Annotated in this window: 32 protein-coding genes; 19 read left to right on the forward strand and 13 right to left on the reverse strand. The window is 51.5% G+C overall.

Going from position 1 to position 22952, the window contains the following annotated elements; all coding sequences use genetic code 11:
* Positions 1–144 (forward strand): MoaD family protein (locus F7B33_RS09570; protein WP_297074307.1); only part of this gene is annotated, 144 nt, incomplete at its 5' end.
* A gap of 1 nt (position 145) precedes the next feature.
* Positions 146–844, forward strand: a complete 699-nt coding sequence (locus F7B33_RS09575) for a ThiF family adenylyltransferase (RefSeq protein WP_297074287.1) — start codon at positions 146–148, stop codon at positions 842–844.
* Here the strand turns inward: F7B33_RS09575 and F7B33_RS09580 are convergent.
* Positions 837–1649: a hypothetical protein gene (locus F7B33_RS09580; RefSeq protein ID WP_297062181.1), complete on the reverse strand. Its 813-nt coding sequence runs from the start codon at positions 1647–1649 to the stop codon at positions 837–839. The two genes, F7B33_RS09575 and F7B33_RS09580, sit on opposite strands and share 8 nt — an antisense overlap.
* 70 nt (positions 1650–1719) lie before the next feature.
* Between F7B33_RS09580 and F7B33_RS09585 the strand changes: the two genes are divergently transcribed.
* A complete protein-coding gene (locus F7B33_RS09585) occupies positions 1720–2145 on the forward strand; it encodes a molybdenum cofactor biosynthesis protein MoaE (RefSeq protein ID WP_297062209.1) in 426 nt (141 codons plus the stop codon).
* 97 nt (positions 2146–2242) lie between these two features.
* Entirely contained in the window at positions 2243–3166 is a 924-nt protein-coding gene (locus tag F7B33_RS09590; protein WP_297074288.1) for an SPASM domain-containing protein, read from the forward strand.
* Here the strand turns inward: F7B33_RS09590 and F7B33_RS09595 are convergent.
* Positions 3163–4083, reverse strand: coding sequence for an Lrp/AsnC family transcriptional regulator (locus F7B33_RS09595; RefSeq protein ID WP_297074308.1), 921 nt, complete (start codon positions 4081–4083; stop codon positions 3163–3165). The two genes, F7B33_RS09590 and F7B33_RS09595, sit on opposite strands and share 4 nt — an antisense overlap.
* A 65-nt stretch (positions 4084–4148) precedes the next feature.
* On the opposite strand from F7B33_RS09595, the gene F7B33_RS09600 reads away from it, so the two are divergent.
* From F7B33_RS09600 to F7B33_RS09625, 6 genes are all read left to right on the forward strand, one after another.
* Positions 4149–4637 (forward strand): adenosine-specific kinase, encoded by a 489-nt coding sequence (locus F7B33_RS09600; protein ID WP_297062205.1) that lies wholly within the window; start codon positions 4149–4151, stop codon positions 4635–4637.
* A 39-nt stretch (positions 4638–4676) separates the two neighbouring features.
* On the forward strand, positions 4677–5228 hold the full coding sequence (locus F7B33_RS09605) for an XTP/dITP diphosphatase (RefSeq protein WP_297062177.1): 552 nt from the start codon (positions 4677–4679) through the stop codon (positions 5226–5228).
* A gap of 59 nt (positions 5229–5287) precedes the next feature.
* Positions 5288–5740 carry an Lrp/AsnC family transcriptional regulator gene (locus F7B33_RS09610; protein ID WP_297062203.1) on the forward strand — a complete coding sequence of 151 codons (453 nt, stop codon included), beginning with the start codon at positions 5288–5290 and terminating at the stop codon, positions 5738–5740.
* A 315-nt stretch (positions 5741–6055) separates the two neighbouring features.
* Positions 6056–7012, forward strand: a complete 957-nt coding sequence (locus F7B33_RS09615) for a hypothetical protein (RefSeq protein ID WP_297074290.1) — start codon at positions 6056–6058, stop codon at positions 7010–7012.
* A gap of 38 nt (positions 7013–7050) precedes the next feature.
* Complete coding sequence (locus F7B33_RS09620) at positions 7051–7599, forward strand: hypothetical protein (RefSeq protein WP_297062173.1); 549 nt, start codon at positions 7051–7053, stop codon at positions 7597–7599.
* 129 nt (positions 7600–7728) lie between these two features.
* Entirely contained in the window at positions 7729–8421 is a 693-nt protein-coding gene (locus F7B33_RS09625) for a hypothetical protein (protein ID WP_297074292.1), read from the forward strand.
* Positions 8422–8561: 140 nt separating this feature from the next.
* On the opposite strand, the gene F7B33_RS09630 is transcribed toward F7B33_RS09625, so the two are convergent.
* On the reverse strand, positions 8562–9389 hold the full coding sequence (locus F7B33_RS09630) for a radical SAM protein (protein ID WP_297062169.1): 828 nt from the start codon (positions 9387–9389) through the stop codon (positions 8562–8564).
* 61 nt (positions 9390–9450) lie between these two features.
* Positions 9451–10743 carry a phosphopyruvate hydratase gene (gene eno, locus F7B33_RS09635; protein WP_297074293.1) on the reverse strand — a complete coding sequence of 431 codons (1293 nt, stop codon included), beginning with the start codon at positions 10741–10743 and terminating at the stop codon, positions 9451–9453.
* A gap of 82 nt (positions 10744–10825) precedes the next feature.
* Between eno and F7B33_RS09640 the strand changes: the two genes are divergently transcribed.
* The 3 genes from F7B33_RS09640 (at position 10826) to F7B33_RS09650 (ending at position 12171) form a co-directional block, all read left to right on the forward strand.
* Positions 10826–11137, forward strand: coding sequence for a hypothetical protein (locus tag F7B33_RS09640; RefSeq protein WP_297062166.1), 312 nt, complete (start codon positions 10826–10828; stop codon positions 11135–11137).
* Positions 11138–11218: 81 nt separating this feature from the next.
* The gene (gene deoC, locus F7B33_RS09645; protein ID WP_297062201.1) at positions 11219–11890 is read left to right on the forward strand and encodes a deoxyribose-phosphate aldolase; all 672 of its coding nucleotides are present in this window, start codon (positions 11219–11221) and stop codon (positions 11888–11890) included.
* A complete protein-coding gene (locus F7B33_RS09650; RefSeq protein WP_297062164.1) occupies positions 11887–12171 on the forward strand; it encodes a family 4B encapsulin nanocompartment shell protein in 285 nt (94 codons plus the stop codon). The genes deoC and F7B33_RS09650 overlap by 4 nt, the downstream gene beginning before the upstream one ends.
* Here F7B33_RS09650 and F7B33_RS09655 read toward each other — a convergent pair.
* Positions 12168–12767 (reverse strand): ECF transporter S component, encoded by a 600-nt coding sequence (locus F7B33_RS09655; protein ID WP_297062162.1) that lies wholly within the window; start codon positions 12765–12767, stop codon positions 12168–12170. The two genes, F7B33_RS09650 and F7B33_RS09655, sit on opposite strands and share 4 nt — an antisense overlap.
* Positions 12768–12807: 40 nt before the next feature.
* Positions 12808–14145, reverse strand: coding sequence for an ornithine aminotransferase (locus tag F7B33_RS09660; protein ID WP_297062199.1), 1338 nt, complete (start codon positions 14143–14145; stop codon positions 12808–12810).
* 174 nt (positions 14146–14319) lie between these two features.
* Between F7B33_RS09660 and F7B33_RS09665 the strand changes: the two genes are divergently transcribed.
* The gene (locus F7B33_RS09665) at positions 14320–14562 is read left to right on the forward strand and encodes a hypothetical protein (protein ID WP_297062161.1); all 243 of its coding nucleotides are present in this window, start codon (positions 14320–14322) and stop codon (positions 14560–14562) included.
* 4 nt (positions 14563–14566) lie between these two features.
* Positions 14567–14776, forward strand: coding sequence for a hypothetical protein (locus tag F7B33_RS09670; protein WP_297062159.1), 210 nt, complete (start codon positions 14567–14569; stop codon positions 14774–14776).
* Here F7B33_RS09670 and trxB read toward each other — a convergent pair whose 3' ends face one another.
* The 3 genes from trxB to F7B33_RS09685 all read right to left on the reverse strand — a co-directional run bounded on the left by trxB (position 14777) and on the right by F7B33_RS09685 (position 17577).
* Positions 14777–15769, reverse strand: a complete 993-nt coding sequence (gene trxB / locus F7B33_RS09675) for a thioredoxin-disulfide reductase (protein ID WP_297074309.1) — start codon at positions 15767–15769, stop codon at positions 14777–14779.
* A 76-nt stretch (positions 15770–15845) separates the two neighbouring features.
* Complete coding sequence (locus tag F7B33_RS09680) at positions 15846–16379, reverse strand: metal-dependent hydrolase (protein WP_297062195.1); 534 nt, start codon at positions 16377–16379, stop codon at positions 15846–15848.
* A gap of 1 nt (position 16380) precedes the next feature.
* Positions 16381–17577 carry an ATPase gene (locus F7B33_RS09685; protein WP_297062194.1) on the reverse strand — a complete coding sequence of 399 codons (1197 nt, stop codon included), beginning with the start codon at positions 17575–17577 and terminating at the stop codon, positions 16381–16383.
* A gap of 60 nt (positions 17578–17637) precedes the next feature.
* Here F7B33_RS09685 and F7B33_RS09690 point away from each other — a divergent pair, with 60 nt between their 5' ends.
* The 4 genes from F7B33_RS09690 (at position 17638) to F7B33_RS09705 (ending at position 19679) form a co-directional block, all read left to right on the forward strand.
* On the forward strand, positions 17638–18120 hold the full coding sequence (locus F7B33_RS09690; RefSeq protein ID WP_297074294.1) for a THUMP domain-containing protein: 483 nt from the start codon (positions 17638–17640) through the stop codon (positions 18118–18120).
* A 48-nt stretch (positions 18121–18168) separates the two neighbouring features.
* Positions 18169–18648: a ferritin family protein gene (locus F7B33_RS09695; RefSeq protein ID WP_297074295.1), complete on the forward strand. Its 480-nt coding sequence runs from the start codon at positions 18169–18171 to the stop codon at positions 18646–18648.
* Between the two features lies 1 nt (position 18649).
* A complete protein-coding gene (locus F7B33_RS09700; RefSeq protein WP_297074297.1) occupies positions 18650–19138 on the forward strand; it encodes a ferritin family protein in 489 nt (162 codons plus the stop codon).
* Positions 19139–19247: 109 nt separating this feature from the next.
* Positions 19248–19679 (forward strand): ferritin family protein, encoded by a 432-nt coding sequence (locus F7B33_RS09705; RefSeq protein WP_297074311.1) that lies wholly within the window; start codon positions 19248–19250, stop codon positions 19677–19679.
* On the opposite strand, the gene F7B33_RS09710 is transcribed toward F7B33_RS09705, so the two are convergent.
* The 4 genes from F7B33_RS09710 to F7B33_RS09725 are packed head-to-tail and all read right to left on the reverse strand — an operon-like array spanning position 19671 to position 22937.
* Complete coding sequence (locus tag F7B33_RS09710) at positions 19671–20102, reverse strand: 4Fe-4S dicluster domain-containing protein (RefSeq protein ID WP_297074298.1); 432 nt, start codon at positions 20100–20102, stop codon at positions 19671–19673. The genes F7B33_RS09705 and F7B33_RS09710 overlap by 9 nt on opposite strands.
* Positions 20099–21091 (reverse strand): respiratory chain complex I subunit 1 family protein, encoded by a 993-nt coding sequence (locus F7B33_RS09715; RefSeq protein ID WP_297064752.1) that lies wholly within the window; start codon positions 21089–21091, stop codon positions 20099–20101. The genes F7B33_RS09710 and F7B33_RS09715 overlap by 4 nt, the downstream gene beginning before the upstream one ends.
* 5 nt (positions 21092–21096) lie before the next feature.
* Positions 21097–22374: a nickel-dependent hydrogenase large subunit gene (locus tag F7B33_RS09720; protein WP_297074300.1), complete on the reverse strand. Its 1278-nt coding sequence runs from the start codon at positions 22372–22374 to the stop codon at positions 21097–21099.
* Positions 22371–22937 (reverse strand): NADH-quinone oxidoreductase subunit C, encoded by a 567-nt coding sequence (locus tag F7B33_RS09725; RefSeq protein ID WP_297064681.1) that lies wholly within the window; start codon positions 22935–22937, stop codon positions 22371–22373. The genes F7B33_RS09720 and F7B33_RS09725 overlap by 4 nt, the downstream gene beginning before the upstream one ends.
* Between the last annotated feature and the right edge of the window lie 15 nt (positions 22938–22952).

A 22952-nucleotide genomic window follows, 5' to 3' on the forward strand; every position in this document is an offset into this window, starting at 1 on the left:
CCGGTTCTGAAAAACGAGGTCTTCGCCGAAGACGATGACTTAGCAGATGTGAACGTCTCCAGAAACGGCCGTTACGTCCGCTTTGATGAGGTTCTGCGCGACGGCGATGTAATAGCTATATTCCCCCCGGTGAGCGGTGGTTGAGATGCTGAGCGATAGGGAACTCGAAAGGTACGACAGGCAGATAATGGTCTTTGGGGTTGAGGGGCAGGAAAAGCTCAAAAGCGCGAAGGTCGCCGTCGTCGGCGTCGGCGGTCTCGGAAGTCCCGTTGCCTATTACCTAGCCGCCGCTGGGATAGGCACGCTCCTTTTGATAGACGAGCAGGAGCCTGAACTTAGCAACCTGAACAGGCAGATACTCCACTGGGAGGAAGACATTAACAAAAACCCCAAACCCCTCTCCGCTAAATGGAAGCTGGAGCGCTTCAACTCCGACGTAAAAATCGAGACCTTCGTGGGGAAACTAACGCGCGACAACATCGAGGAGGTTCTTGAGGGGGTCGACGTCATAGTTGACTGTCTCGACAACTTTGAAACGCGCTTTCTCTTGGATGAGTACTCCCAGAAAACGGGAATCCCGCTCGTTCATGGTGCCGTCGAGGGGACGTTTGGTCAGGTTACGACAATTCTCCCCGGAAAAACCAAGAGCCTCCGCGAGATTTTCCCGAGTGTCAGGGAAAAGAAGGGGAAGTTCCCCATAATCGGAGCGACGGCTGGGGTTGTAGGTTCAATTCAGGCGATGGAGGTAATAAAGCTCTTGACTGGCTTTGGAGAGCCCCTGCTCAACAAGCTCCTCCTGGTTGATTTGGCCTACAACACCTTTGATGTAGTGGAGCTCAGGTAGGGGGTGCCTTGACTTCCTTCTTTTCGTTTACGGAGGTTATTTCGATTTTACCCCTCCACAGGCCCCTTTCCCTAACGCTGATTTCCCCCCCAAGGCCGGCCGTTGTGGTCGTTGCGACAATCTCATAGGTTAGCCTCATTCCGATAAAGCCCTTCTTGGTGAAGTACAGCTCCGCGGTAGCGTCTGTGACCGTTGTGTTCATATCTGGCGTCGTGAAGTAGAGCTCCGCGAGGGGGATTATCAGTTCCCCTGGGACGGAATACGTGAGAACCAGCGTGCCGTTCTCGGTGTAGTTGCCCACGGGCTTGAGCCTGAGGAGTTCCCTCGCCAGGGAAACCGGGTTAATTTTCCAGAATGAAGTGTCGTTCTCGATGGTGATGTTTCTAAAGTCCTCCACGTAGACCTTCTGACCTATGATTACCCAGGTCGTGTTGAGGGTCACGTTGTCTGGCAGGGTCGTTGTTCTCGTCTCTATCCGGGCCCTTTTTCCTTCTAGGTCAACGTATCCCCTTTCGTATACAACGAGACTTACGTTTGTCTCTTGTGTGATGTTCCCAGTTTTCATCTCTATATCCAGCTCGGCCGTCGCGTTTTCCTCGTAGGTGTACTGTTTTATCATCTCGAGGGCTTTAAGGGGGTTTATTGAGGATTCCTTCTTTGGACTGGTGGTTGAAACCTGTGTTGAAGTGGTGTGCACGGGAGTCCCTGTGTTCCCGCCCTCGGTCGTTGCGTTATTTGAGCCCCCTCCTAGGCATCCTGCTGAGAGTACTACCAAAACTAAGAGCATGGTCAAGAGCTTTTTCATCTTCCCACCCTTTTCCGCTCAGGGGATGAAAACTTTAAACCTTCCGGACGATGTTTAGGTGGTGGTTTCGGTGAAGGTCAGGCTTACTAAAGAAACTTTTAGCGTTGATGAGGCCATACGACTCCTCCGTGTCCCCGAGAGTGGTGCCTATGTGGTCTTCCTCGGCCAAGTCAGGAACGAAAGCCACGGAAAAAGTGTTCAAAAGCTCGTCTACGAGGCTTATCCTGAGATGGCTGAAAAGGAGATGGAGCGCATCAGGGAGGAAGCCCTTAAACGGTTTTCAATCCTCGATATGCTTATATGGCACCGCTACGGCGAGTTGCCAGTTGGTGAGGACACGATTCTTATAGTTGCCAGCGCGAAGCACAGAAAGGAGGCCTTCGAGGCATGCTCGTGGGCTTTGGATGAGGTAAAGAAGAGGGTTCCCGTCTGGAAAAAGGAAGTTACCACAGAGGGAACCTTCTGGATAGAGGGTGACAGGCAGGTTCCGGTCTGAATTTTTCGTTTTTTGCATACTAAATTTAGTGGTTAGCAAAATCCGAATAGAAAAAGTATAAATATGGCTTTTACGACCATTTCTACGGTGAGCAATGATGGAGAAGGCAGTTCACGTTGTTCCAACTCCCCAGGCCTTCCCGGGAAAGACGGTTGTAAGTGTTTCAAAACCGCCCTGGTCGGTAAAAATACACAACGGTAAACTTGAACGCCTTATATTTCAGGTTGGAAGTGGCAGGGGAAAGTTCTCGGAGGTCGAAGGAATCCCCCGTTCGATAGGTTGCATCGGCAACAACAGGTTCATTCTCCGAAGGGAGCCGATGAGCCTTGAGAGAATGAAGGAAGTAATCCTCGAGTTCAGGAAGCTCGGGGGTAAAGAACTCTGGCTGACAAACTATGACAACGTTGAGACACTCCTTGCACTCGCAGTGTTTGCGAGCGAGCTCGATTTTCCTGAGGTTTATGCGGTTGTTCTTATCGATGACCTCGATAAGATTACGCCTGTTGAGGGGGTCAAGTTCATAGCGGAGCTCAGCTATCCGGAGCACACTTTGGATGAACTCTCGGCTTATCCATGGCTCCACGGTGCTCTCCTAACGGTTAGGCATGATAAAATGAACGAAGCTCTCCTAGGTAACTTTAATGGGGAAGTATACGTTGATGTTCTCTTCCCTGGCTCTGTCAGAAAGCTAGACTTTAACGTCATCGAACTCCGCAGGATTTACAACCCCAGCGTTGAGCGTTACCACGACTGTCTCTCCGGAACGGTTGCCGTTACGGTGGAGGGCTACGTCCTGCCCTGTCCCCTCCTGAGGAACTACGTCGTTGGCGACCTAACCAAAATGGCCCTTAAAGATGCCATCAGAAAGAAACAGTTGAGGGCCTTTTGGAAGATGACAAAGGACAAGATACCGGCCTGTTCAACGTGTCCCTTCAAGTACATCTGCCACGACTGTAGGGCTCTTGAGTATCAGGCAACGGGCGAAATAGACGGAATGGAATACTGTCCCATGCTACCTTAGAACTCAAGGATTGAGTGGTATCCACTTCCATCTTTCTTTACCATCCTCTGAAAGGCCGTTCTCTTGTTTTTGTCGTTTAACTCCTTGAAAGTTGGCTCAAAGTACTCAATGAGCAGTTTCTCAACGTAGGCACTGAACTCGAGAACCTTTTCTCCCATATCCTCTTTGGACGAGAAGAACCATTCCAGGAGATATCCCCTGCCTGGGAGATAACCAGCGGAGATTTCGTGTTCCTTGAACTTCTCAAGGACTTCCTTTCTGAGTTCGCTCGTTATACCTATAACTCCCCTGTCATGGACGTTCATATCAACGAGGGGGAAGAAGCTGACAAGGATTTTCTTTTCCCGGAGTCTGTTTATCATGTATCGTATCGTCGGCCTGGTTTTTCCCAAGCTCTCCGCTATCTTTTTCATCGGCGTTCTCGCGTCCCACTTGAGAATGTCCATAAGAATCGCGTAGTCGTAACTCAGTTCCCAAGCACCCCATTTCTTCGGCTTCTCAGGGGGAGGATATGCCCAGACTTCGTAGTACTCGAAGTCGTCGGAATATTTGGAGAGCATTTTGTCTATGTCCTTTACCTGCTCCTTGGGGACGTAGAATATTATGGACAGGCCATTTTTAAAGCCAAAGGCCGGATTAACGTAACCAATGAAGGGGTTTTTTGTCATCCTGCTTGCAACCTCTAGGAGTCTATCCGCCGGGACGTTTAGGAAGCCAACGAAGCTCTTCAGGCCGAGAAGCCTTATGTTGTAGGTTGCGCTTACCACGAGATACTTTCCATAATACTTGTCGTAAATTCTTTTTAACCGATAATAATCCAACCCCTCAGCTGATGCTATCTTCCTAAGGCTTTCGAGGGGATACTTGCTTAGAATTTCAACGAGGAACTCAATTTCATCCCCCTTCACACCGCCCATTATCGGCACCACCGGAGCGGAAAAAGTTATATCGCTGGAGTATTAAAATTCTTCCGGTGATGGCAATGGTGAAGATTGAGGTGGTTGACATCGAAAAACCAGAAGGGGTTGAAGTCATAATCGGACAGGGTAACTTCTCGATATTCACGGTTGACGACCTTGCGAGGGCCCTTCTCACGGCTGTTCCAGGAATAAAATTCGGGATAGCGATGAACGAGGCGAAGCCCCAGCTGACCCGCTTTACTGGCAATGACAAGGAGCTTGAGGAGCTTGCGGCAAAGAACGCGGTCAAGATTGGTGCCGGTCACGTCTTCGTAATCCTCATGAAGAACGCCTTCCCGATAAACGTCCTCAACACCGTTAAGAACCATCCTGCTGTGGCAATGGTCTACGGCGCCAGCGAGAATCCATTCCAGGTCATAGTGGCCGAGACCGACCTTGGCAGGAGCGTTCTCGGAATCGTTGATGGAAAGGCCGCGAACAAGATTGAAACAGAAGAGCAGAGGAAGGAGCGCAGGGAGCTAGTCGAGAAAATCGGCTACACCATTGACTAAATTTTTAACCTTTCTTTCTCCTTCTTCTCCGGTGGTGGTATGAGGCTGGCGTTTGTGACTTCTAACCCGGGCAAGGTCGAAGAGGCCAAGAAATATCTCGAACCCTTAGGGATTGAGGTCTATCAGCTCCGTTTTGAGTATCCTGAGATACAGGCGGATACACTTGAGGAAGTTGCAGAATACGGCGTGATGTGGCTGGCGGAGAGAATTAAGGAGCCTTTCTTCCTTGACGATTCAGGCCTGTTTGTCGACGCTTTGCGTGGCTTTCCTGGTGTTTACTCAGCTTACGTCTACAGGACGCTGGGTTATCAGGGGATTCTCAAGCTCCTTGAGGGAGAAACAAACAGGAGGGCCCACTTCAAGAGCGTCATAGCCTGCTGGGTCGGGGAGCTACACCTATTCACTGGAACTGTTGAAGGGGAAATAACGACCGAGCCGAGGGGAAGGTTTGGGTTCGGCTTCGACCCAGTGTTCAAGCCTCATGGATTCGATAAGACCTTTGCCGAAATGACAACCGAGGAGAAGAACAGAATCTCCCACCGCGGAAGGGCCCTTGAGGCTTTTGCCCAATGGTTAAGGGAAAACCTTTAAATAAGCAATCTAATCAACCATATGCAAACACAGTTGAATAGATGACGAAGGGGGTCGCGATGGCGGGTAACCTCGATGCAATTGACATGAAGCTCTTGAAAGAGCTGAAGGAAAACGCGAGGGAGAACATAGCGAGCCTCAGCAAGAAGCTCGGCATTCCAAGGACGACTGTCCACTACAGGATTAAGCGTCTTCTCGACGAGGGTATCATCGAGAAGTTTACGGTTAAGCCGAATTACAAGAAGCTTAACCTCGGAACGACGGCCTTCATACTGGCCAGATATGACCCGGATGCAGGACTGAGCCAGAGGGAAGTCGCTGAAAGGATAGCGTCCCTCGAGGGTGTCTACGAGGTTCACATAATAGCCGGTGAGTGGGATTTGCTGATAAAAGTCCGCGCCCCCAGTTCAGAGGAAGTCGGTAAAATAGTCGTTGACAAGCTCAGGGAAATAAAGGGCATAGGGCAGACCGTTACCATGGTGTCCTTCGTTACGGTCAAGGAGGAACTCTGAGGGCGATGATTGGCGTTCTCCTTTCTGATTTTGTGATGACGCGAGGAAGGATGAGCCCAACATTTCCTCCCATATTGTGGATGTCAACCAAATTCAGGACCCGTTGTTTCCGTTGCACGTCGTGATTTTTTCGGGGTTTTACTGTTCCGCCGGGCTTCTGACGGTTCTTTGAGTTTCGTGTTTTGGCGGTTTTAATTTGGCGCTTCCACAATGCAGTAATTTGATTTTAATTGTCGTCGTTTTGTTAAATTTTTGATAGTAACTTTTTTAATCTCTGGATTTATTATCCGGATGAACAACTCTGGAGGTGAATTCATGGGCTGGAAGAGGGCTCTCGCCTTTGCCCTGGTGGTGCTCTTCTTTGGGATGACCCTCGGTGGTGCCAGTGCCACTGCGAGCTTTGTCAACGGTACGGTGAACGGCACTGTGACGGTTCCACCAGGGTTAACCCCTAAGAAAAAGCCCGGAGACGAGGTAAGGCCGCAGTTTGGTGGTGTTACGGTCGTTGCAGAGCCGTTTATCAGCGCTTTTGTTCCGGGCATAGGGTGGATAGTGGCTGTTGGTAGCATTATAACACTAATCGCCAAGTACGTGTACTCAAAGCCGGTCAGTGAGTTCACCGAGGCTTTTGTAAGCGAGATCCCGGACAAGATTACCTACAACGGGCAGAAATTGGCCAAGGGCGTCAAGACGAACATCTGGGGCAGTGAGGCGGAGATTGGCTACGGTTATGTCAAGAAGAAGTGGTTTGGCCTCAAAAAGGAAGCCGTCATAGTGAAACCAATTATCAAGATAAACAGGGACGAAGTTAAAGCCGTCGAAGACCTGTTCAGCCCAAAAGAATACGGCAAACTTCTCGCACAGGCATACCTCAACGGCTGGGATGCTAACAAAGCTAAGAAACTTGCAGAGGATTTTGATATGGAGTATAGGAACTTCCATGCATTTTACAGTGGTGGATATCATCCGAGTTGTGAAGCGGGACCTGTGATAATCAAGCAGTACGGAGCTCGGCACATCATCAAGCGACATATAACTCAAGAAATCCCCGGAGGAACTCCATGGGAAGTTAATTCAGCGAGAGAGCTGTTGGATATCATTAAACAAGTTATAGAAAACCCAGATATCGAAGAATGTAAACCATGGAAGGATACGCATAGAGCTGTCCTTCATAAGAACATAAATGGGAAGTGGTACACAGTGGTGATAGAAAGGGTTAGATACTGGTGGGAGGTTGTTACTGCATTTCCAAGGGACATGCCTCCCGTTTGATTTTTAACCTTTTGTTTTTCCTAACTTTCAAAAGGAGTGTGATATGCATGGAATGCTTTCTAACCTGGGACGAGTTTACTGTTGGAGATGGGCCACTCTGGAAGGCTATTGTAGCCCCACCGGGGCACTACAGGATAAAGCTCGGCCCGATTGAGGTATTCTCAACAGTGCATTCCCTGAAGTTGATACTTGCCATAGGTAGCCTTGCCAAGGGAACCGCCTACCTTCTCTCCAGTGACTTTAAAGGGATGGAGCTCGAAGACGAGCCAGACTACACCACGCTTATAAGCTCCTGCAAAGCTTTTGACGGTTTTTTCCTGCTCACTCTCGGACTACCGGAGGACTTCGGTGTAATTATGAAGCGGAAAAACGGCAAAGTCGTCCTTTGTTATCCCGATGATTTCAACGCACTGCTCCCCACGTACTCCATCAGGAAAGTGGAGCTTTCGGCGAGGGGACTCGGGTTGTGCATGAAGACTGTGACACTCAACGCACTCGGAAGGCTTGACGATGAGGTTCCGGAAGGCTTAAGGGCGGAATACCTCTGGTGGAAGAGAAAGGTCATGGATGATATTTCGGGCGTCTGAATATTAGGGGGTTGTGTTATGGCCCGTCTTTCCTTTTATTTCACCGCAGAGGAGGAAGGGTTTCCCGTTCTAATAATAGCCGATGAGTCCATATTCCTCACCGATGAACCCGTCCCGGTATAGGAGTTCATGGAAGCGCTGGAGAGGCTTGCGGAGTTGAAGGGTTCCGGTGACTTTTTCGGACTGAAAATTGTGAGAAATGGAGAACACGTTACGATTAAACTTTCAGGTGGCAGAGACTTCCGGGTCCCCGTTAGGGAGTTTACCAAAAACCTTCAACGCACTATCAAAAACATAAGCTTTATTATGCAAAGGAAGCCGGTAGAAATGGAGTATTTAAGATTTAGACTCCTCCGTCCCGGTGAGTTCTGGGACAGGAGCGATGAAAGCTACCTGAATGAGTACGATGTCGAGATTTATGGTGACGTTTACGTCCTAAACGCCACCGTCAACTTAAAGGATTACATTGATGACCTGAAGGAGCTGAAAGAGTTCATTGAGAAAGGAAAACTGCCCAAGGAATGGTGGAGGGTAGTATGGGACCCTGCCCAGCTAAAGCGGGGTTTAGGAAAAGAACTCTTGGCACTCGTCAGATTGGCCAGCTGTGCCACTCCGCCTTTTGTCAGGTTTACGCTTGGTACTTACGACCCGCTGGAGATAATCTATGCCTCTAACATTGGTGACACGGTGGTTCTGTTCTTTGTTGCATGGGCAAAAATCACCGTTAAAGTCCCGAAGGAAGTCCTTTTAAAAGCCATTGATGGAGCCATTAGGGAGGCAGAAAAAGAGCTCGGAAAACCCAGCAGACCAGAGGTTATTTGAAACATGGGGTGAGCCCATGCTCTTTTCCATGTTTTTCCTCGGGTGGGGTGAGGCTCTCCGGGGAAAGGTTTCACTGGGCGACCTGACGATGGCCATAGAGCAAGGGGGCGAGGGGATGCCGTCGGAGACGTTATTGATGCTCACATCACACAGCACTCGTAAATTATCTCAACGTCCCTGATTTTTTTCGCCCATTCGATAACCCTTCTCGGCGGGTTCGTCAGCCTGTCAACGCCCGCCAAAACCGCTCCCCGGTCGAATTCCAACCGCCACCTTCCGAGCGGTCGCATGCAACCTATGCTCAGCTCCCCGTCAAAGAGCTCGCGCGCGTATTCGACAACCTTAAGGCTTTCCTCTACAGATGGCTTCGGAACGTTCTCCATCTCAGTACCTTTCGTTGGAATCAGAACGTCCAGAACGAGAACGTCTATGGGGTATTCAACAAGTATATCTATTGCCCTGAACTCCCAGTGGATTCTCCCAAAGTCGAGGCCTATCGTTATGTGGGGTGCTACTCTGATGTCGTTTTTGGTGAGCATGTCGAGGACTTTCAAATAATCCTCCACCGTCTTGTCTATCTTGTAAACGCGCTTTATAACCTCGTCATCGCCAACGAAGTCGAGGGAAACCACATCAACCCACTTGAGCAACTCTAAATCGTTCTCATCGACAAATCCGACGTGGGCGTTGAGCTTCAGGCTTGTCCTATGCTTTATTTCTCTTATCTCTTGAGCGTAAAAGTCGAGGGGCACCTTTAGGCGACCGTCCATTCCACCGCTCAGCAGACAGCCTACTCCGCCGGAGCGCTCAAGGTCGAGGCAGTAATTTAAAAGCTCCCCCCTCACAGGCTTTCTCATGCCCTCTAAGTAATGCCTCCCGCAGTGGGCGCAGTTCAAGGCGCAGGCGTTGCCTGTGAGTGAGATTGATGGGAATTTAATTCCGGGGATGTAGATTTTGAGCTTTTTCATCCCTTCACCCGCTGGAAATTAGAAAAGGGGATTAAAAACTCAACTGGACGGATTTGGAGAATCAAAGGAAGGGGTTGTGGAACTTCTTGCCCGGGTAAACCGCTATTCCCTCAAGCTCCTCCTCAATCCTTATCAGCTGGTTATACTTGGCGTTCCTGTCCATCCTGGCAGGGGCTCCTGTCTTTATCTGGCCCGTGTTGAGCGCAACGGCAAGGTCTGCTATGAAGGTGTCGTCGGTCTCCCCCGAGCGGTGTGAAACGACGATTCCCCAGCCGGCTCTGTAGGCTGTGTAGGCCGCATCGATGGCCTCGCTGAGGGTTCCTATCTGGTTGACCTTGAGAAGGAGCGCGTTGGCCGCGCCGAGCTCTATGCCCTTCCTTATCCTCTTCGGGTTGGTGACGAATATGTCATCTCCAACTATCTGTATCCTGTTTCCGAGCTCCCTGGTTATCTCGACGAAGCCCTCCCAGTCCTCCTCGTGGAACGGGTCCTCAATTGAGACTATCGGGTAGCTTGATACAAGCTCCCTGTAGAGCTCAAGGAGCTCTTCTCTGTCGTATTCTCTACCCGCAACAACGTACTTACCGAGTTTTTCGTCAAAGAACTCGCTGGAAGCTGGGTCAAGGGCGAAGGCAATCTCATCGCCGACTTTGTATCCAGTCTCCTCTATGGCTTCCGTGAGCAAATCCAGAGCTTCGCTCGGCTCTTTGAGCGGTGGGGCAAAACCACCCTCGTCGCCAACGTTCACGGCGTTCTTGCCATATTTTTCGGCTATAACCTTCTTGAGGGTATGGTAGGTCTCGCTCACCCACCTTATTCCCTCGCGGAAGCTTTTGGCTCCGATGGGCATTATCATGAACTCCTGAAAGTCGAGCTCGTTGCCCGCATGTACTCCACCGTTGATGACGTTGCTCATGGGAACCGGCATGACGTAGGCGTTGGTTCCGCCGATGTACTGGTAGAGCGGAAGTCCTAGGGCGTTGGCGGCCGCCCTTGCGACTGCTAAGGAAACACCGAGGATTGCATTTGCTCCAAGGTTGCTCTTGTTCTCGGTTCCGTCGAGCTCTATCATGAGCCTGTCTATGTCCCTCTGCCAGGTAACGTCCATGCCGATAATCTCGGGGGCGATAATCTTGTTGACGTTCTCTACTGCTCTTCTAACACCTTTTCCGTGGTAACGCTTTCCACCGTCGCGGAGCTCCACCGCTTCGTGGGTTCCGGTGCTCGCTCCACTCGGAACCGCTGCCCTTCCCATGCTCACCGGTGTGTAGACCTCGACCTCAACGGTCGGGTTTCCCCTGCTGTCAAGGATTTCCCTAGCTATAACGGCCGTAATCTCGAACGGGTTTTCCATGCTAATCACCTCGGGTGATATTTTTCTTCATCAAATATAAACTTGGCGATGGGCTTTTAAACTGCCGGGGGAAGTTCCCTCCATGGACTGGAAAAGGAAGCTCCGCGAGGAGGGTTACATCGAGCTGGACGACATGAGAATCGAGCTGAGCCTCGACAATACCTTCCTTGACATAGATTATATCCCTAGGGTCCTCGTTTACTCCGAGGAAACTGGCAGATGGCACGTGCTGAGGAATCCGATTCCGAAGGGAAAAACACTTGAAGAAAGCTGGGACAACGCGGTTGAGGTTCTTGACGCCATAGTGAGGGGAGAAATCAAGCCCGATTTGGACGAGCCCAGTGTTGAGACGCGTCTTGTGAACACTCTTAGGGAGTTGAATGGGCTTCCTTGAGAGTTCTTCCCGTTCTTTGTTCCCTCGGGGGGAGAAAACGCTAAATATCTCTTCTCCTCTATCTGGTGTTAGGTGGTTGTGATGAACGCCCAAGAGATTGCGCGCTACATTGACCACACAAATCTGAAGCCCTACGCCACCAAGGAGGACATAATCAAGCTCTGCGATGAGGCGATAAAGTATAACTTCTACGCCGTCTGTGTAAATCCATACCGTGTCAGGCTCGCCAAAGACTACCTGCGCGAGAGAAAAGCGGACGTCAAGGTTGCTAGCGTCATAGGTTTTCCCCTCGGGGCGACACCAACCGAGGTGAAGGTCTTTGAAGCCAAGAGGGCTCTTGAGGACGGTGCTGATGAACTCGACATGGTCATCAACATCGGCGCCCTTAAGGATGGGGACTACGAGTACGTCAAGAACGACATAGCCGAGGTTGTGAAGGTCGCCCACGAGAAAGGAGCGAAGGTCAAGGTCATCATCGAGACCTGCTACCTCACCGAGGAGGAAAAAATCAAGGCCTGCGAGCTGGCTAAGGAAGCTGGGGCCGACTTCGTGAAGACCTCAACGGGCTTTGGAACCGGCGGTGCAACTGTGGAGGACGTCAAGCTAATGAGGAAGGTCGTTGGTGAGGAGATGGGCGTCAAAGCCGCCGGGGGAATAAGAACCTATGAGCAGGCGTTGGCCATGATTGAGGCAGGGGCAAGCAGGATAGGGACCTCCAGCGGTGTAAAAATCGTGAAAGGTGCCCCGGAATGAACGAGGTTAAAGAGGTTGTTCTCAAGGCAATACGGGAGCTCAAAGAGGAGGGAATGAACCCCGACATAATGCTCGCCGGCCCGGGGTTCATAGAGCATGCGAGGGACTTTATAGCCCAGCTCGGGCTTAAGATTTACCGCATTGAGGAGCTTGGCTACGATGCCGTTATAGCGGACTCCTCCTATATGGGCCAGATAAAGAAGGCCTCCCGAAGGATTTCAGTTGAGCCTTTCCTCGAGGAAAAGAGGGTCTGGGAAGAAATAGAAAGGCTTGAAGTTTAGAGTAGGTTCTCCACTTCCGGATACCTTTTCTTTATTGCGTTCGCCAGTCCTGTCCCCACTATTATCCCCGTGACGGCCTGAACGAGATTTCCTGGTAGTTCTGCATAGGCGTTCGTGAAGCCGAAGGCGTAGTACTCGAAGAAGAAGTAGCCCGAGACCATTAAGATTCCACCTATGGTTCCGGCAACCACGAGACCCGGTGTTCCTTCGAGCCTTTTGGCTAGATAACCAATGGTTAATCCTTCAATTCCCTTGACCACAAGTGTTATCGGCGCCCAGCCCGGGTATCCTGAGATTACGTCTCCCAAGGCTGAACCAACCCCACCTGCAAACGCCCCAACGACTGGCCCGAAGAGCATCGCGACAAACATGACCATCGTGTCCCCGAGGTTTATGTATCCCCCCGTGGCCGGTACCGGGATAGTTATCGCCCTCGTCGCAACCGCCACCAGTGCCGCTGAAACACCGGCTATGGCAACGACGTTAACGCTTCTGAACCTGTTCCTTTCCCTCCATATGTAAATTCCAAAGAGCAGAACGGCCAGCGCGAATGCGTATGGGGCGTATCTTGCAAGCTCGCCCAACGTCTCGTCCATCCAACCACCAGAGTAGAAAAAGGGAAAGGGGTTAAAAACATCACTTGAGGGAAGCCTTCAGAGCTTCCTCGAATATCTCCATCGCAACGTCTATTTCTTCCTTCGTCACGATGAGTGGGGGTATGAAGCGTATACTGTTGTCTCCACAGCCGAGGAGCACCAGTCCGCGCTTGGCTGACTCCTTGACGATTTTGTCCCTTAGCTCCGGGTATTTCTCTTTGCTCTCCTTGCTCTTGACGATTTCAACGGCCTGGGCGAGTCCGAGACCTCTTGCATCACCGATGACCTCGTACTTCTCCTTGAACTCCTCGAGGTACTTGTGGAGGTAGTCTCCAACTTCCTGGACGTGCGGGAGGAGCTCCTTGACTATCTCAACGACCTCTATTCCAGCGGCTATAGCTACCGGGTTACCACCGAAGGTCGTTGCGTGCCTCCCTGGCTTGTCGAAGCTTATGTCTGCCCTGTGGATAACTCCAGCGAGTGGGAGACCACCACCTATGGCCTTACCGAACTGTATGAGGTCAGGCTCCACTCCAAAGTGCTCGATGGCCCAGAACTTACCGGTCCTTCCGATACCCATCTGAACCTCGTCATCCGCCAAAAGAATTCCGTACTCGTCGGCGAACTTCTTGAGGGCCTTGAAGAAGCCCTTCGGCGGGACGACGTAGCCACCTTCACCCTGTATTGGCTCGAAGAATATCGCGCCAATCTCGTGCGGCGGGACGTGCCTGAAGACGTACTCCTCGATGAAGTCCAGAACGCGGTTGGTCAGCTCGTCGGGCTCTTCGTAACCATCTATCCCCCAGGTGTTCCTGTAGGGGTTCGGATACGGGATGTGGGTAACTCCAGGCATAGTCGGGAAGAACCTGTCCTGCTGGACCCACTTGCTCGCTGTGAGGCTAAGGACTGCCTGCGTCCTTCCGTGGAATGCATGATAGAAAGCCAAGAACTGCTTCCTTCCCGTCCCGTACTTGACGAGCTTCATTGCCGCTTCATTTGCCTCGGCACCGCTGTTGCCGTAGACTACCTTCCTCTCAGTGTTTCCCGGGGCGAGCTCTATGAGTTTCTCGGCTAAAACGACCGCGTTCTCGTAGAAGAAGTCGGTCAATGAGTAGTGGGTGAACTTCTCGGCTTGCCTCTTTATCGCCTCAACCACGCGCGGGTGGGAGTGACCGACGTTTATGACACCGACGCCGCTCGCGAAGTCGTAGAAGACGTTCCCGTCAACGTCGTAGACCCTTATCCCCTCTCCGTGGTCGATGACTATCGGGAGGTTCTCCGGGTCCTGGGTTGTAGTTGCCAGATACTTGAAGTTCTTCTCTATTATTTCCCTGGCCTTCGGTCCCGGGAGTTCCTTAACACTCGGCTTTATCACCATGTCAATCACCGGCCGAAGCTCAACGTTCTGCTATATAACCCTATGCTCAATGATGAACATCTTTGACCGAAAGTTTTTCGAGAACTTCCGGTGAAGGCTGAATCCCGAAGGTCTTGGGATGATGAAAAGGGCAAGGTTAATAAACTTGGGTTAGTGTATCACTTCGGTGGTCGCGTGGTGAAAGCTCGGAACGGCAATGAGTTTGGCAAGACTTTCCTGATAACGACCTTTGTGGGCCTGTTCTTTGTGACGGTCGTTCAGTCTCTCCTTGAGGGGAGAAGCCTACTCGAAGGCCTGTGGCTGTTTCTGAAGGTTTTACCATGGGGGATTATGATGATTTTTCTGGTATCTCTAACCGTGGACAAGAGCCTTCTGTTTGAGGACGATGAGCATGATAGCGGAGATGTGCTAGAATGAGGAGATGCCTTTTCTTTTTGATTGCTGTCCTGATAATTACCTCGATATCCAGTGGCAATACCTCAATTTAATCGTGCTAACGTTCCTCGGATACCTATGTGGAATAAGGGACTCCGTTTCAATCAAACCCCGCGAGCCCTATGTAATCGGGGATTCCAGCGAAACCGTTTACCTAACCGAAGAAGAGCTAAAGAAGAGACTGAGGGAGAACTAATTATTCCCCGTTCTTTTCTCCCCACTTTTCGAGGAACTCCTTGGCTGAATTAGCGGCGATGGCACCCTGGCCGACAGCCACGGCTATCTGCTTGAAGACGTTGGTTATATCTCCAGCGGCAAAGATTCCTGGAACCTTGGTGCGCATATGCATGTCAACAGGGATGTAGCCGTAGTCGTCGGTTATGCCGAGGTGCTTGACGAAGTCCGTCTTCGGCTCGTAGCCGATGAAGATGAAGACGCCATCGACTTTCATCTCCCACTCCTCACCTGTCTTGACGTTCTTCAATTTGACGGCTTCAACCTTGTCCTTCCCGATTATCTCCATAACCACCGTGTCGAGTATGGCCGGAATCCTGCTCTCCTTGAACCTGTCCTGGAGTATCTTGTCGGCCCTGAACTTCTGCCTCCTGTGGACGAGGGTTACATCTACCCCTATGCTCTTCAAGTAGAGAGCCTCCTGAAGGGCGGTGTTGCCGCCGCCAACGACGATGACCTTCTTGCCCTTGAAGAGCGGGCCGTCGCAGGTTGCACAGTATGAGACACCCTTTCCGGTCAGCTCTTCCTCTCCCGGAACTTTGAGCTTCCTCGGTGAGGCCCCGACCGCTATGATAATCGTCTTCCCACGGTACTCCTTGCCGTTCTTGGTCTTGACCGTGAACTTGCATGGACCCTCGTAGTAGGCGCACTCGGCTGGGTCAATCCTCTCGACCTCATCAAAGATGATATCAACTCCCAGCCTTTTCACGTGCTCGTGCATCCTGTTGGTGAGCTCCGAACCGCTAATTCCCTCGGGGAAGCCGGGGTAGTTCTCGATGAGGTCGGTTAGAGCCATGTTCCCGCCCAAGTCCTTGCTGATAATCAGGGTCTCCAACCCGAAGCGTGCCGCGTATATTGCCGCAGTGAAACCGGCCGGCCCTGCTCCAATGATGAGAACGTCCCAGAGTTTCTTTTCGTACTCGCCACCGCGTGAAAATCCTCCGAGGCTGAACATTTCCCTCACCTCCAGGCTTTCCTAACGTTGCCTATTTAAAAGGCTTGTTCCACAAAAATGGGTAGAATTGGGCAGGTCATACGAGCTTGACCGAGTGGTCTAAGATGAGGTGGAGAGTGTAACCGAGGAACGCGCTCAAACCCACGAAGAGCCCCTCGCCGGTGCTTAGTCTGAGACCGTACTCCACGAGAAGGAACGAGAGCAGGCCATAGATTCCTGCGAAGAGCAGTGAGTGAACTATCCCCCTATGCCTCGGCATTATCGCAGTGAAGAGGTACCAGGCGATTAGACCTGCTATTGCTCCAAGGGTCCACGAAACGACAGGATTGAGCCACGCTGGGTTCAGGTTTATGAGCTCCCTGTTCCAGAGGAAGACGGCGCTTCCGACCGTGACGCTTACTATAGGTTTCGTCCCCCTGTGTATTAGGGCATCGGGATGGTCCATATCTGGCAAGTCGCTCCCGAGGACATAGAAGGCATAACCTATGACGAGTGCCATCGCCGTTGGTTCGAGGGGTAGCTTGGCGTACACCCTGAGTAGCTCGCCTATGAGAACAGCTAGGGGATAAGTCACTATTCCGCTGAGCACGTGGGCATCGTAGTTTGGCAACTCACTCACCCTTCAGCTTCTCGGCTTCCCCCTCCTCTAAAAACTTTCTCACGTAGTCGGGAACCTTGTAATTGCCCTTGGGGTCGCCGACAAGAAAGCCAAGCCTTATTAGCTCGTTTAAACTCTCGTAAACCTGCATTCCGGGTTTTTTGACGGCTTTAGCCACCTGGATGTAGCTCACAGGTCCACCGTTGAACTCAAAAACGATGGCCTCGACCAAATCCTTGTACTCCTTTGGAATCCTCGTGAGGTACTCCTCAAGGCTCTTGGGCTCCTCAAGGATTGTCGTCACCACGTAGTCATCAATCGGGTCGAACTTGTGTTTTGCCGACTCGCTCAGGACGTAGTGGAGTAGGCGAAGAATCTGCCTCGGGTTGCCCTTGCCGAGCTGGTGGATGAGCCTTATCGCTTCCTCGGTGAAGGGATAAAGCGGGTCGTCAGTGTCCCTTATGCGAACGCGATTGAGTCTCTTCTTCACGAGCTCGAAGGTCTCGTCAAGGCTCATCGGCCTCAATTTGAACTCGTAGTGGAGGCGCATGAAGAAGGCCGGGAAAATCTTGGTGTATTCTTCGTAGGCCTCGGGAATGCAGGCGAAGGCCACTATACAGCCCTTTGGCATCGTGCTTATGAAGTGTCTCAGCATCTCGAAGAACTGAATCTTCTCGTGTTCCCTCGCGCTCTGCATGTTCTCAAGCTCGTCGAGGAGAAGGGCACAGTAGGGGTATTTGCCCATCTGCTCGACCAAAAGCTCTGCTATGTCCCTGCTTTTATACTCCTTCGTGTCGCTGAGCATTTTCTCAAGTCTGTCTATGAAGCCGAGCTTTCGCGAGAGGTTTTCGAGGAAGATGTTGGTCCTGCTCTTCGGCGGCTTTAGGGCGTAGAAGATGTCCCTTGTGAGCTTGAGGATGTCGTTCGTGTCCACCTTTACGTATATTGCCTTCCCCCGGTTCTCTTCGATGGCCTTTGCGAGGCTCTTGAGCCTTTGGGTTTTACCCATCCCGAGGGGACCGACTATGCTCAGCGCTATCGAGCTTTTGTTCCCGATTACCTCTGAAACTATCATCTGAAGGCGCATGTCAACTTCCTGGTAAACGTGAATGCTCTCGACATCGTTTATTCCCTCACTGGCGAGCTGTTCAAAGGGGTTTGCTGAAAGACCGTAAACCTCGTATGACTGGTAAAGCTTAAGACCCTCCATTTCACCCACCGAATTGTTTAAGGCCTTTTGATATAAAAACCTGTTCATCGGTGAGCGGAAATGATTCTCCTCGTGACAACACGACCGGGACGGGAGGGAGACGCGATACTCGAACTTGAGTGGGCCCTGGAAAAGGTCCGCGTTAAAGGTACCGACTGGAAGGGGGTTCTTCTGGCCGAAACGCCCCTGTCAAAGGAAGAGGCCCTTGAGAGGCTTAAGAACTTCGAAACTCAGGCGATTCAGAGGGTCGTTCCCCTCGATGAGCTTGTATCTACAAAGCTGGAGGATATTGAAAAGGCCCTGCTCAGACTGGGCGAGAAGATAAAGGGAACGTTCGCCGTCCGGGCAAAGGTTAGGGGGAACAGGGGGCTCTCGGAGAGAAAACTTGAGGTTGAACTCGGCTCGCTTTTGGTGGGGCGTTACGGCTTGAAGGTGGACCTTAGTGAGCCCGATTATCTAGTTCTGGTGGAAATCCTCGGCAAAAGGGCCGGAATTGGAGTCCTGAGAAGGGACGAAGTTCTTAGGTTTGATGTTATTGATTAGCGAGGAAAGATTAATTAGGTGAACCGGCAAACCGGATTGGGGGTTAGTATGCTCGAAGTCGAGGAAATTATCGAGCAACTGGAGGGGCTGAACTACGAGGAGGCGTTGGCTTACTGGATAGCGAGCGAGAGGGAGGAGGCGAAATTCTACCGCCAGCTTGCCGAACGCGCCAGAAACCTCGGCCTTCCTGAGAGCCTTGTCAAAACCTTTGAAAAGCTTTCACGGGATTCTGAAAATCATGTAAAAGAACTCACCAAGGAGTTTTGGGCATCCTTTGGGAGGGAGCCGTTCACTAATATTCCCCCGCTTGAGGTTCTTCCTGTTTTGACGAAGCTTGAGAGGGCAGACCAGGTTAGAGAAGTTATTGAAACGGCCATGGAGAGCGAGCTTATAGCGATGAACGCTTACAAATTACTCGCCGAAAAGGTCGATGATGAAAGACTTAAGAAACTCTATCTCAGGCTCGCCGATGTTGAAAGGGGTCATTACGAGGCCCTCAAGAGGGAATACGAAAAGCTGGGTGATTAATATGGTGGTCGAGGTTCTGGAGAAGATTAAAAAGCTTGATGAACGTGAGCTCCTTAGCTACTGGATTGGGGGCGAATACGAGGAGGCAGAAACCTACCTCAAGCTGGCGGAGAGAGCAAAGGAGCTCGGCCTTCCGAAGGAGGTTTATGAGACCTTTGAGGGACTCGGCAAGGAATCCAAGGACCACGGCGACGAGCTCTACAAGATTTACAGGGAAAAGTACGGGGATGAGCTGGTGAGGGTTAACGCCCCGAGTATTGAGGGAACCCACGTCCTCGGCAAGTTCTGGAAGGTTGAGGACCTTGAGGACGTTCTGCAGAACGCGATGGAGGCCGAAAAGCTCGCCGAGACGATTTACAGGAAGCTCGCGGAGGAGACCGATAGCGAGGAGCTGAAAAAGGTCTACCTTTACCTTGCCGACGTCGAGAAGGGCCACTACGAACGCCTCAGGGCCCTCTACGAGTGGAGAAAGAAGAAGGGACTATTATGATTTCAGAGAACTTTGAGAAATCGCTTGAGGGGCTTAGGGAGCTCGTAAACACCCTCGACGAAAACATCTCCTCTCCTACTGGATTAAGGGTGAGTATGAGGAAGCGAAGATACACAGTGAGCTCGCTAAAAAAGCTGAGGAGCTTGGGCTACCCCCTAGTTTTGTTTCGACGCTCAGAAAGCTCACTAAAGAGGACAAAGAACACGGAGAGAGCCTTAAGAGGCTGTACCTCAAGACATACGGGGAAGAACCTGGAGAAGTTGACATTACGCCCATCGAGGCATTTAGCCTTTTAAGGGCTCTCGAAAACCCGGAGAATCTGGAGTTTGTCTTCAAAATAATTATGGAAACGGGGCTAATTGCAAAAAGGCTCTATGAACGCCTCTCCTCAATAACGGAGGTTGCTGGGGTAAGGGACTTCTACACCTACCTCGCAACTATGGAGTGGACGCACTATCAGAGACTCCGCGGTGAGGCCGGGCTAATGGGGATAGACATTGGAAAGATGGAAGAAGGGTTTATGAAAAAGGGGTTACTTTGAGTCCTTTTTCTCGGCTTTGACCTTCTCTTTGGCCTTTTTCTTTTCCTCAAGCTTTCTCATTATCTCCTCGATTTTCTCCTCCTTGAGCGGAATGAACTTGTCGTCGTAGTTGTCGTAGCTCGCTAAGAGAAACTTGTCGCTCATCTGGAGCGCTCCTGTCGGGCAGACGTCAACGCACTGAGAGCAATAAACGCAACGGGCGGTCCATAGGGCCACTTTCCTGATGTCCGGTAAATAGACGAAGACTCCAGCTGGACAGACGGTAACGCACATTCTACAGCCGACGCACTTGTCAACGTTGTATTTTAGCTGTCCCCTGAAGTCCTCTGGAACGGGTACAGGTTCGGTCTTTGGAAAGAGGTTGGTCGCGGGCTTCTTGACGAGGTTCCTGAGCACCGTTGGGACGAGTATTGGCGCCCTCACATTATCACCTCCATCGCTATGAGGAGCGAGCCCACAAGCGACGCTAAGAAGACGTTCTTCCAGAGGAAGTCCACGGCCTGAGTTATTTTCAGTCTTCCTGTTACCGCTCTAAAGACACTCTCGACGACGAATAGGAGGGCGAATACTTTCAGCGTGTGGAAGAGCAGGTTCGCTATATCTGCCGAGATACCGGTGAGGTTTAAATAACCCGCTATCCCCCAGGGGAAGAATATAGCCACGACAAGGGAAGCGGCAATGTAGGCCTTTAGTGCCTTCGTCAGCTTGAGTAAGGCTAAATACCTCCCGCTGTATTCAACCAAAAGCCCCTCGGCTATCTCTTCCTCCGCGTCTGGTATATTGAAGAACCCGACCTCTATCTCGCTCGCCAGCCAGACGCAGAAGACGTAGAGTAGTATTATCGCCCCGACGAAACTCATTGGAGTTCCAATCTCCCAGATGTTGTGGATGTAAAAGATTCCCATGCTGAAGGGCTTTGGAACGCCGAGCTTTCCGAGACGCCACATTATGGCGAAGATTGCCAGCATCATCGCAGGTTCTCTTGACACCATTATCGTCGCTTCCCTGGCCGCTCCTATCTTTGCATAGGGATTGCCAGAGCTTATCGCCCCTACTATCTTAAAGAAGCTTATGAGTGCCAGGAGGTATATGAAGACTATAACGTCGCCCTTGCTAGCGAGAACCGGCGTGAAGCCCATCGGAGTGTAAGCTAAGAGCGCTATAGCTGTGGCTAGAGCCATAATGGGTGCAAGTCTAAACATGTAGTTGGCCGTGTTGGGTATTATTGTTTCCTTGCTGAGGAGCTTGAGGAAGTCGTAGAAGGGCTGTATCAGCGGTGGGCCAACGCGCCTCTGCATTCTAGCTACAAGCTTTCTGTCTATTCCCTCCCAGAGGAGCGATACGAGTGAGACGAAGCCATAAAGTCCGAGCAAACCTGCGATAGGATAAACGATTTCTCCAATAACGTCCATGTTCATCACCTCGAACAGCTCGCTCCTATCGGAGTGGGGTCGCCTTTGATATCGGGGTTTATCTCGCGCGTCTTTCTGATGGATTCCTTGAGGAGGTCTTTTTCAGTCAGGATTCTCCTCTTGCCGTTCTGTATGACCGCGACTCTGTCGGTACAGCTCAGGCATGGGTCTATTGATGCAACAGCGACCACAAAATCAGCTACTTGGTCGCCTTTAACTCCTTCAGCCACCGAGAAGAGGTTAGGGAAGGTCGGCTCCCTCGGTTTCCAGCGGAGTGGCTTGTCGCTTCCCTTCTTTCCGCGGACGTAGTGGATTAGCTCTCCCCTTGGGGCTTCATACCTGCCTATCCCCTCACCATCAACGAGGAGCTTCAGCTTGGCCACCAGTATGTTGTCCCTGGGGAAGGTCTTTATCTTCCCATCCGGCATGGCATCGAGGGCATTCTCGATGAGTTCTAAGCTCTGCCACAGCTCGCCTATCCTAACCGCCATCCTGTCGAAGACGTCTCCCCTCGGCCTCTCCCCGGTGATGTCCTGAGGCATTACGGGCTTTATCCCGAGGTCCGGATAAACGCCGAGCCTTTCGCTCCATCTCGCGTCGTCCCTTATTCCGCTTCCTCTTCCAGTTGGACCGACCGCTCCCTGCTCAAGTGCAACCCTCTTGCTTATCACAGCGGTGTCCCTGAAACGTGCTTCTATCGTCGGGTCGTGGAGAAACGCATCCTCTATCTGCGGAAAGACTTCCTTGTAGTATTTTATCATATCGAGGATTATCCGCCTCTTTTTCTCGTCTATGTCTCTTCGGACACCTCCAATGGTCACCATCGAGTAGTTGACGCGATTTCCCGCCACCGCTTCAAGCGTGTCCATGACTTTTTCTCTGGCTAGCCATGTAAGGTGGAGCAATGTGTCGTAGCCTATGTCGTGTGCCAAAACGCCGAGGTTGAGGAGGTGAGAGTGAATCCTCTCCAGCTCGCCGATGATGACTCGAATATACTCGGCCCTCTCGGGAACCTCTATTTCCCCCGCCTCCTCGACGGCCCTCGTGTAGGTGTGGTTGTGCGAGAAGGAGCAGATTCCGCACATTCTCTCTGCCAGATACATTATCTGGACGTAGTTCCTCCTCAGGGCTATCCACTGGATTCCGCGCAGGTTGTAGCCGAGCTTGACGTCAACGTCAACTATCCTCTCGCCGTCAAGGGTGAGTATGAACTTCTCGGGCTCCTCCAGACCGGGGTGAATCGGACCGAAGGGTATCTTAACCCAGTACTCGACTTTGGTCATGCCTTCTTCCCCCCTTTGAGGTAGTACGGGTGTCCTGCGTTGTGAACCATCTCCTCTGGAACACCTTTGTCGTCTAAGCGAAGAGGGTAGATTCCCTCTGGAAAGTCGTCCGGCAGGAAGAGCCTCCTTTTGTCGGGCGCTCCTTCGAAGTCTATGCCGACCATCTCCATGCCTTCCCTCTCGAACTGGAGGGCTATTGGGAAGATGTCGCTCACATCAGGGATTACAGGGTCGTCCTTGGGCGCGTGTACATCTACTAGCAGGGAAACTGCCGGTGAATCGTCGTAGTGAATCACAACATGACTAAGGAAGCCCAGCTCATCTCCCCAGTCCTGCTCGATGCCTATCGAGTAGTGGGCCTCACTGTCGAGTTCTTTGATGAATCTCATCAGTTCGCGATACTTTCCCCTGGGAATCCTCACCCAGACCCTCTGTCTCTTCCACTTGTTGGTCTTTACCTGAACTTCCGCCTCTGGAAAGCGCTCTGCTATGGCCTTCGCGACCTTCTCGGCCTTAGTGGGCTCTTTAACCTCAGTTACCTCGTTAGTGGGATTATCATTCATTCTTCACTCACCTCC

Source organism: Thermococcus sp. (assembly GCF_015523185.1).
GTDB lineage: Archaea > Methanobacteriota_B > Thermococci > Thermococcales > Thermococcaceae > Thermococcus.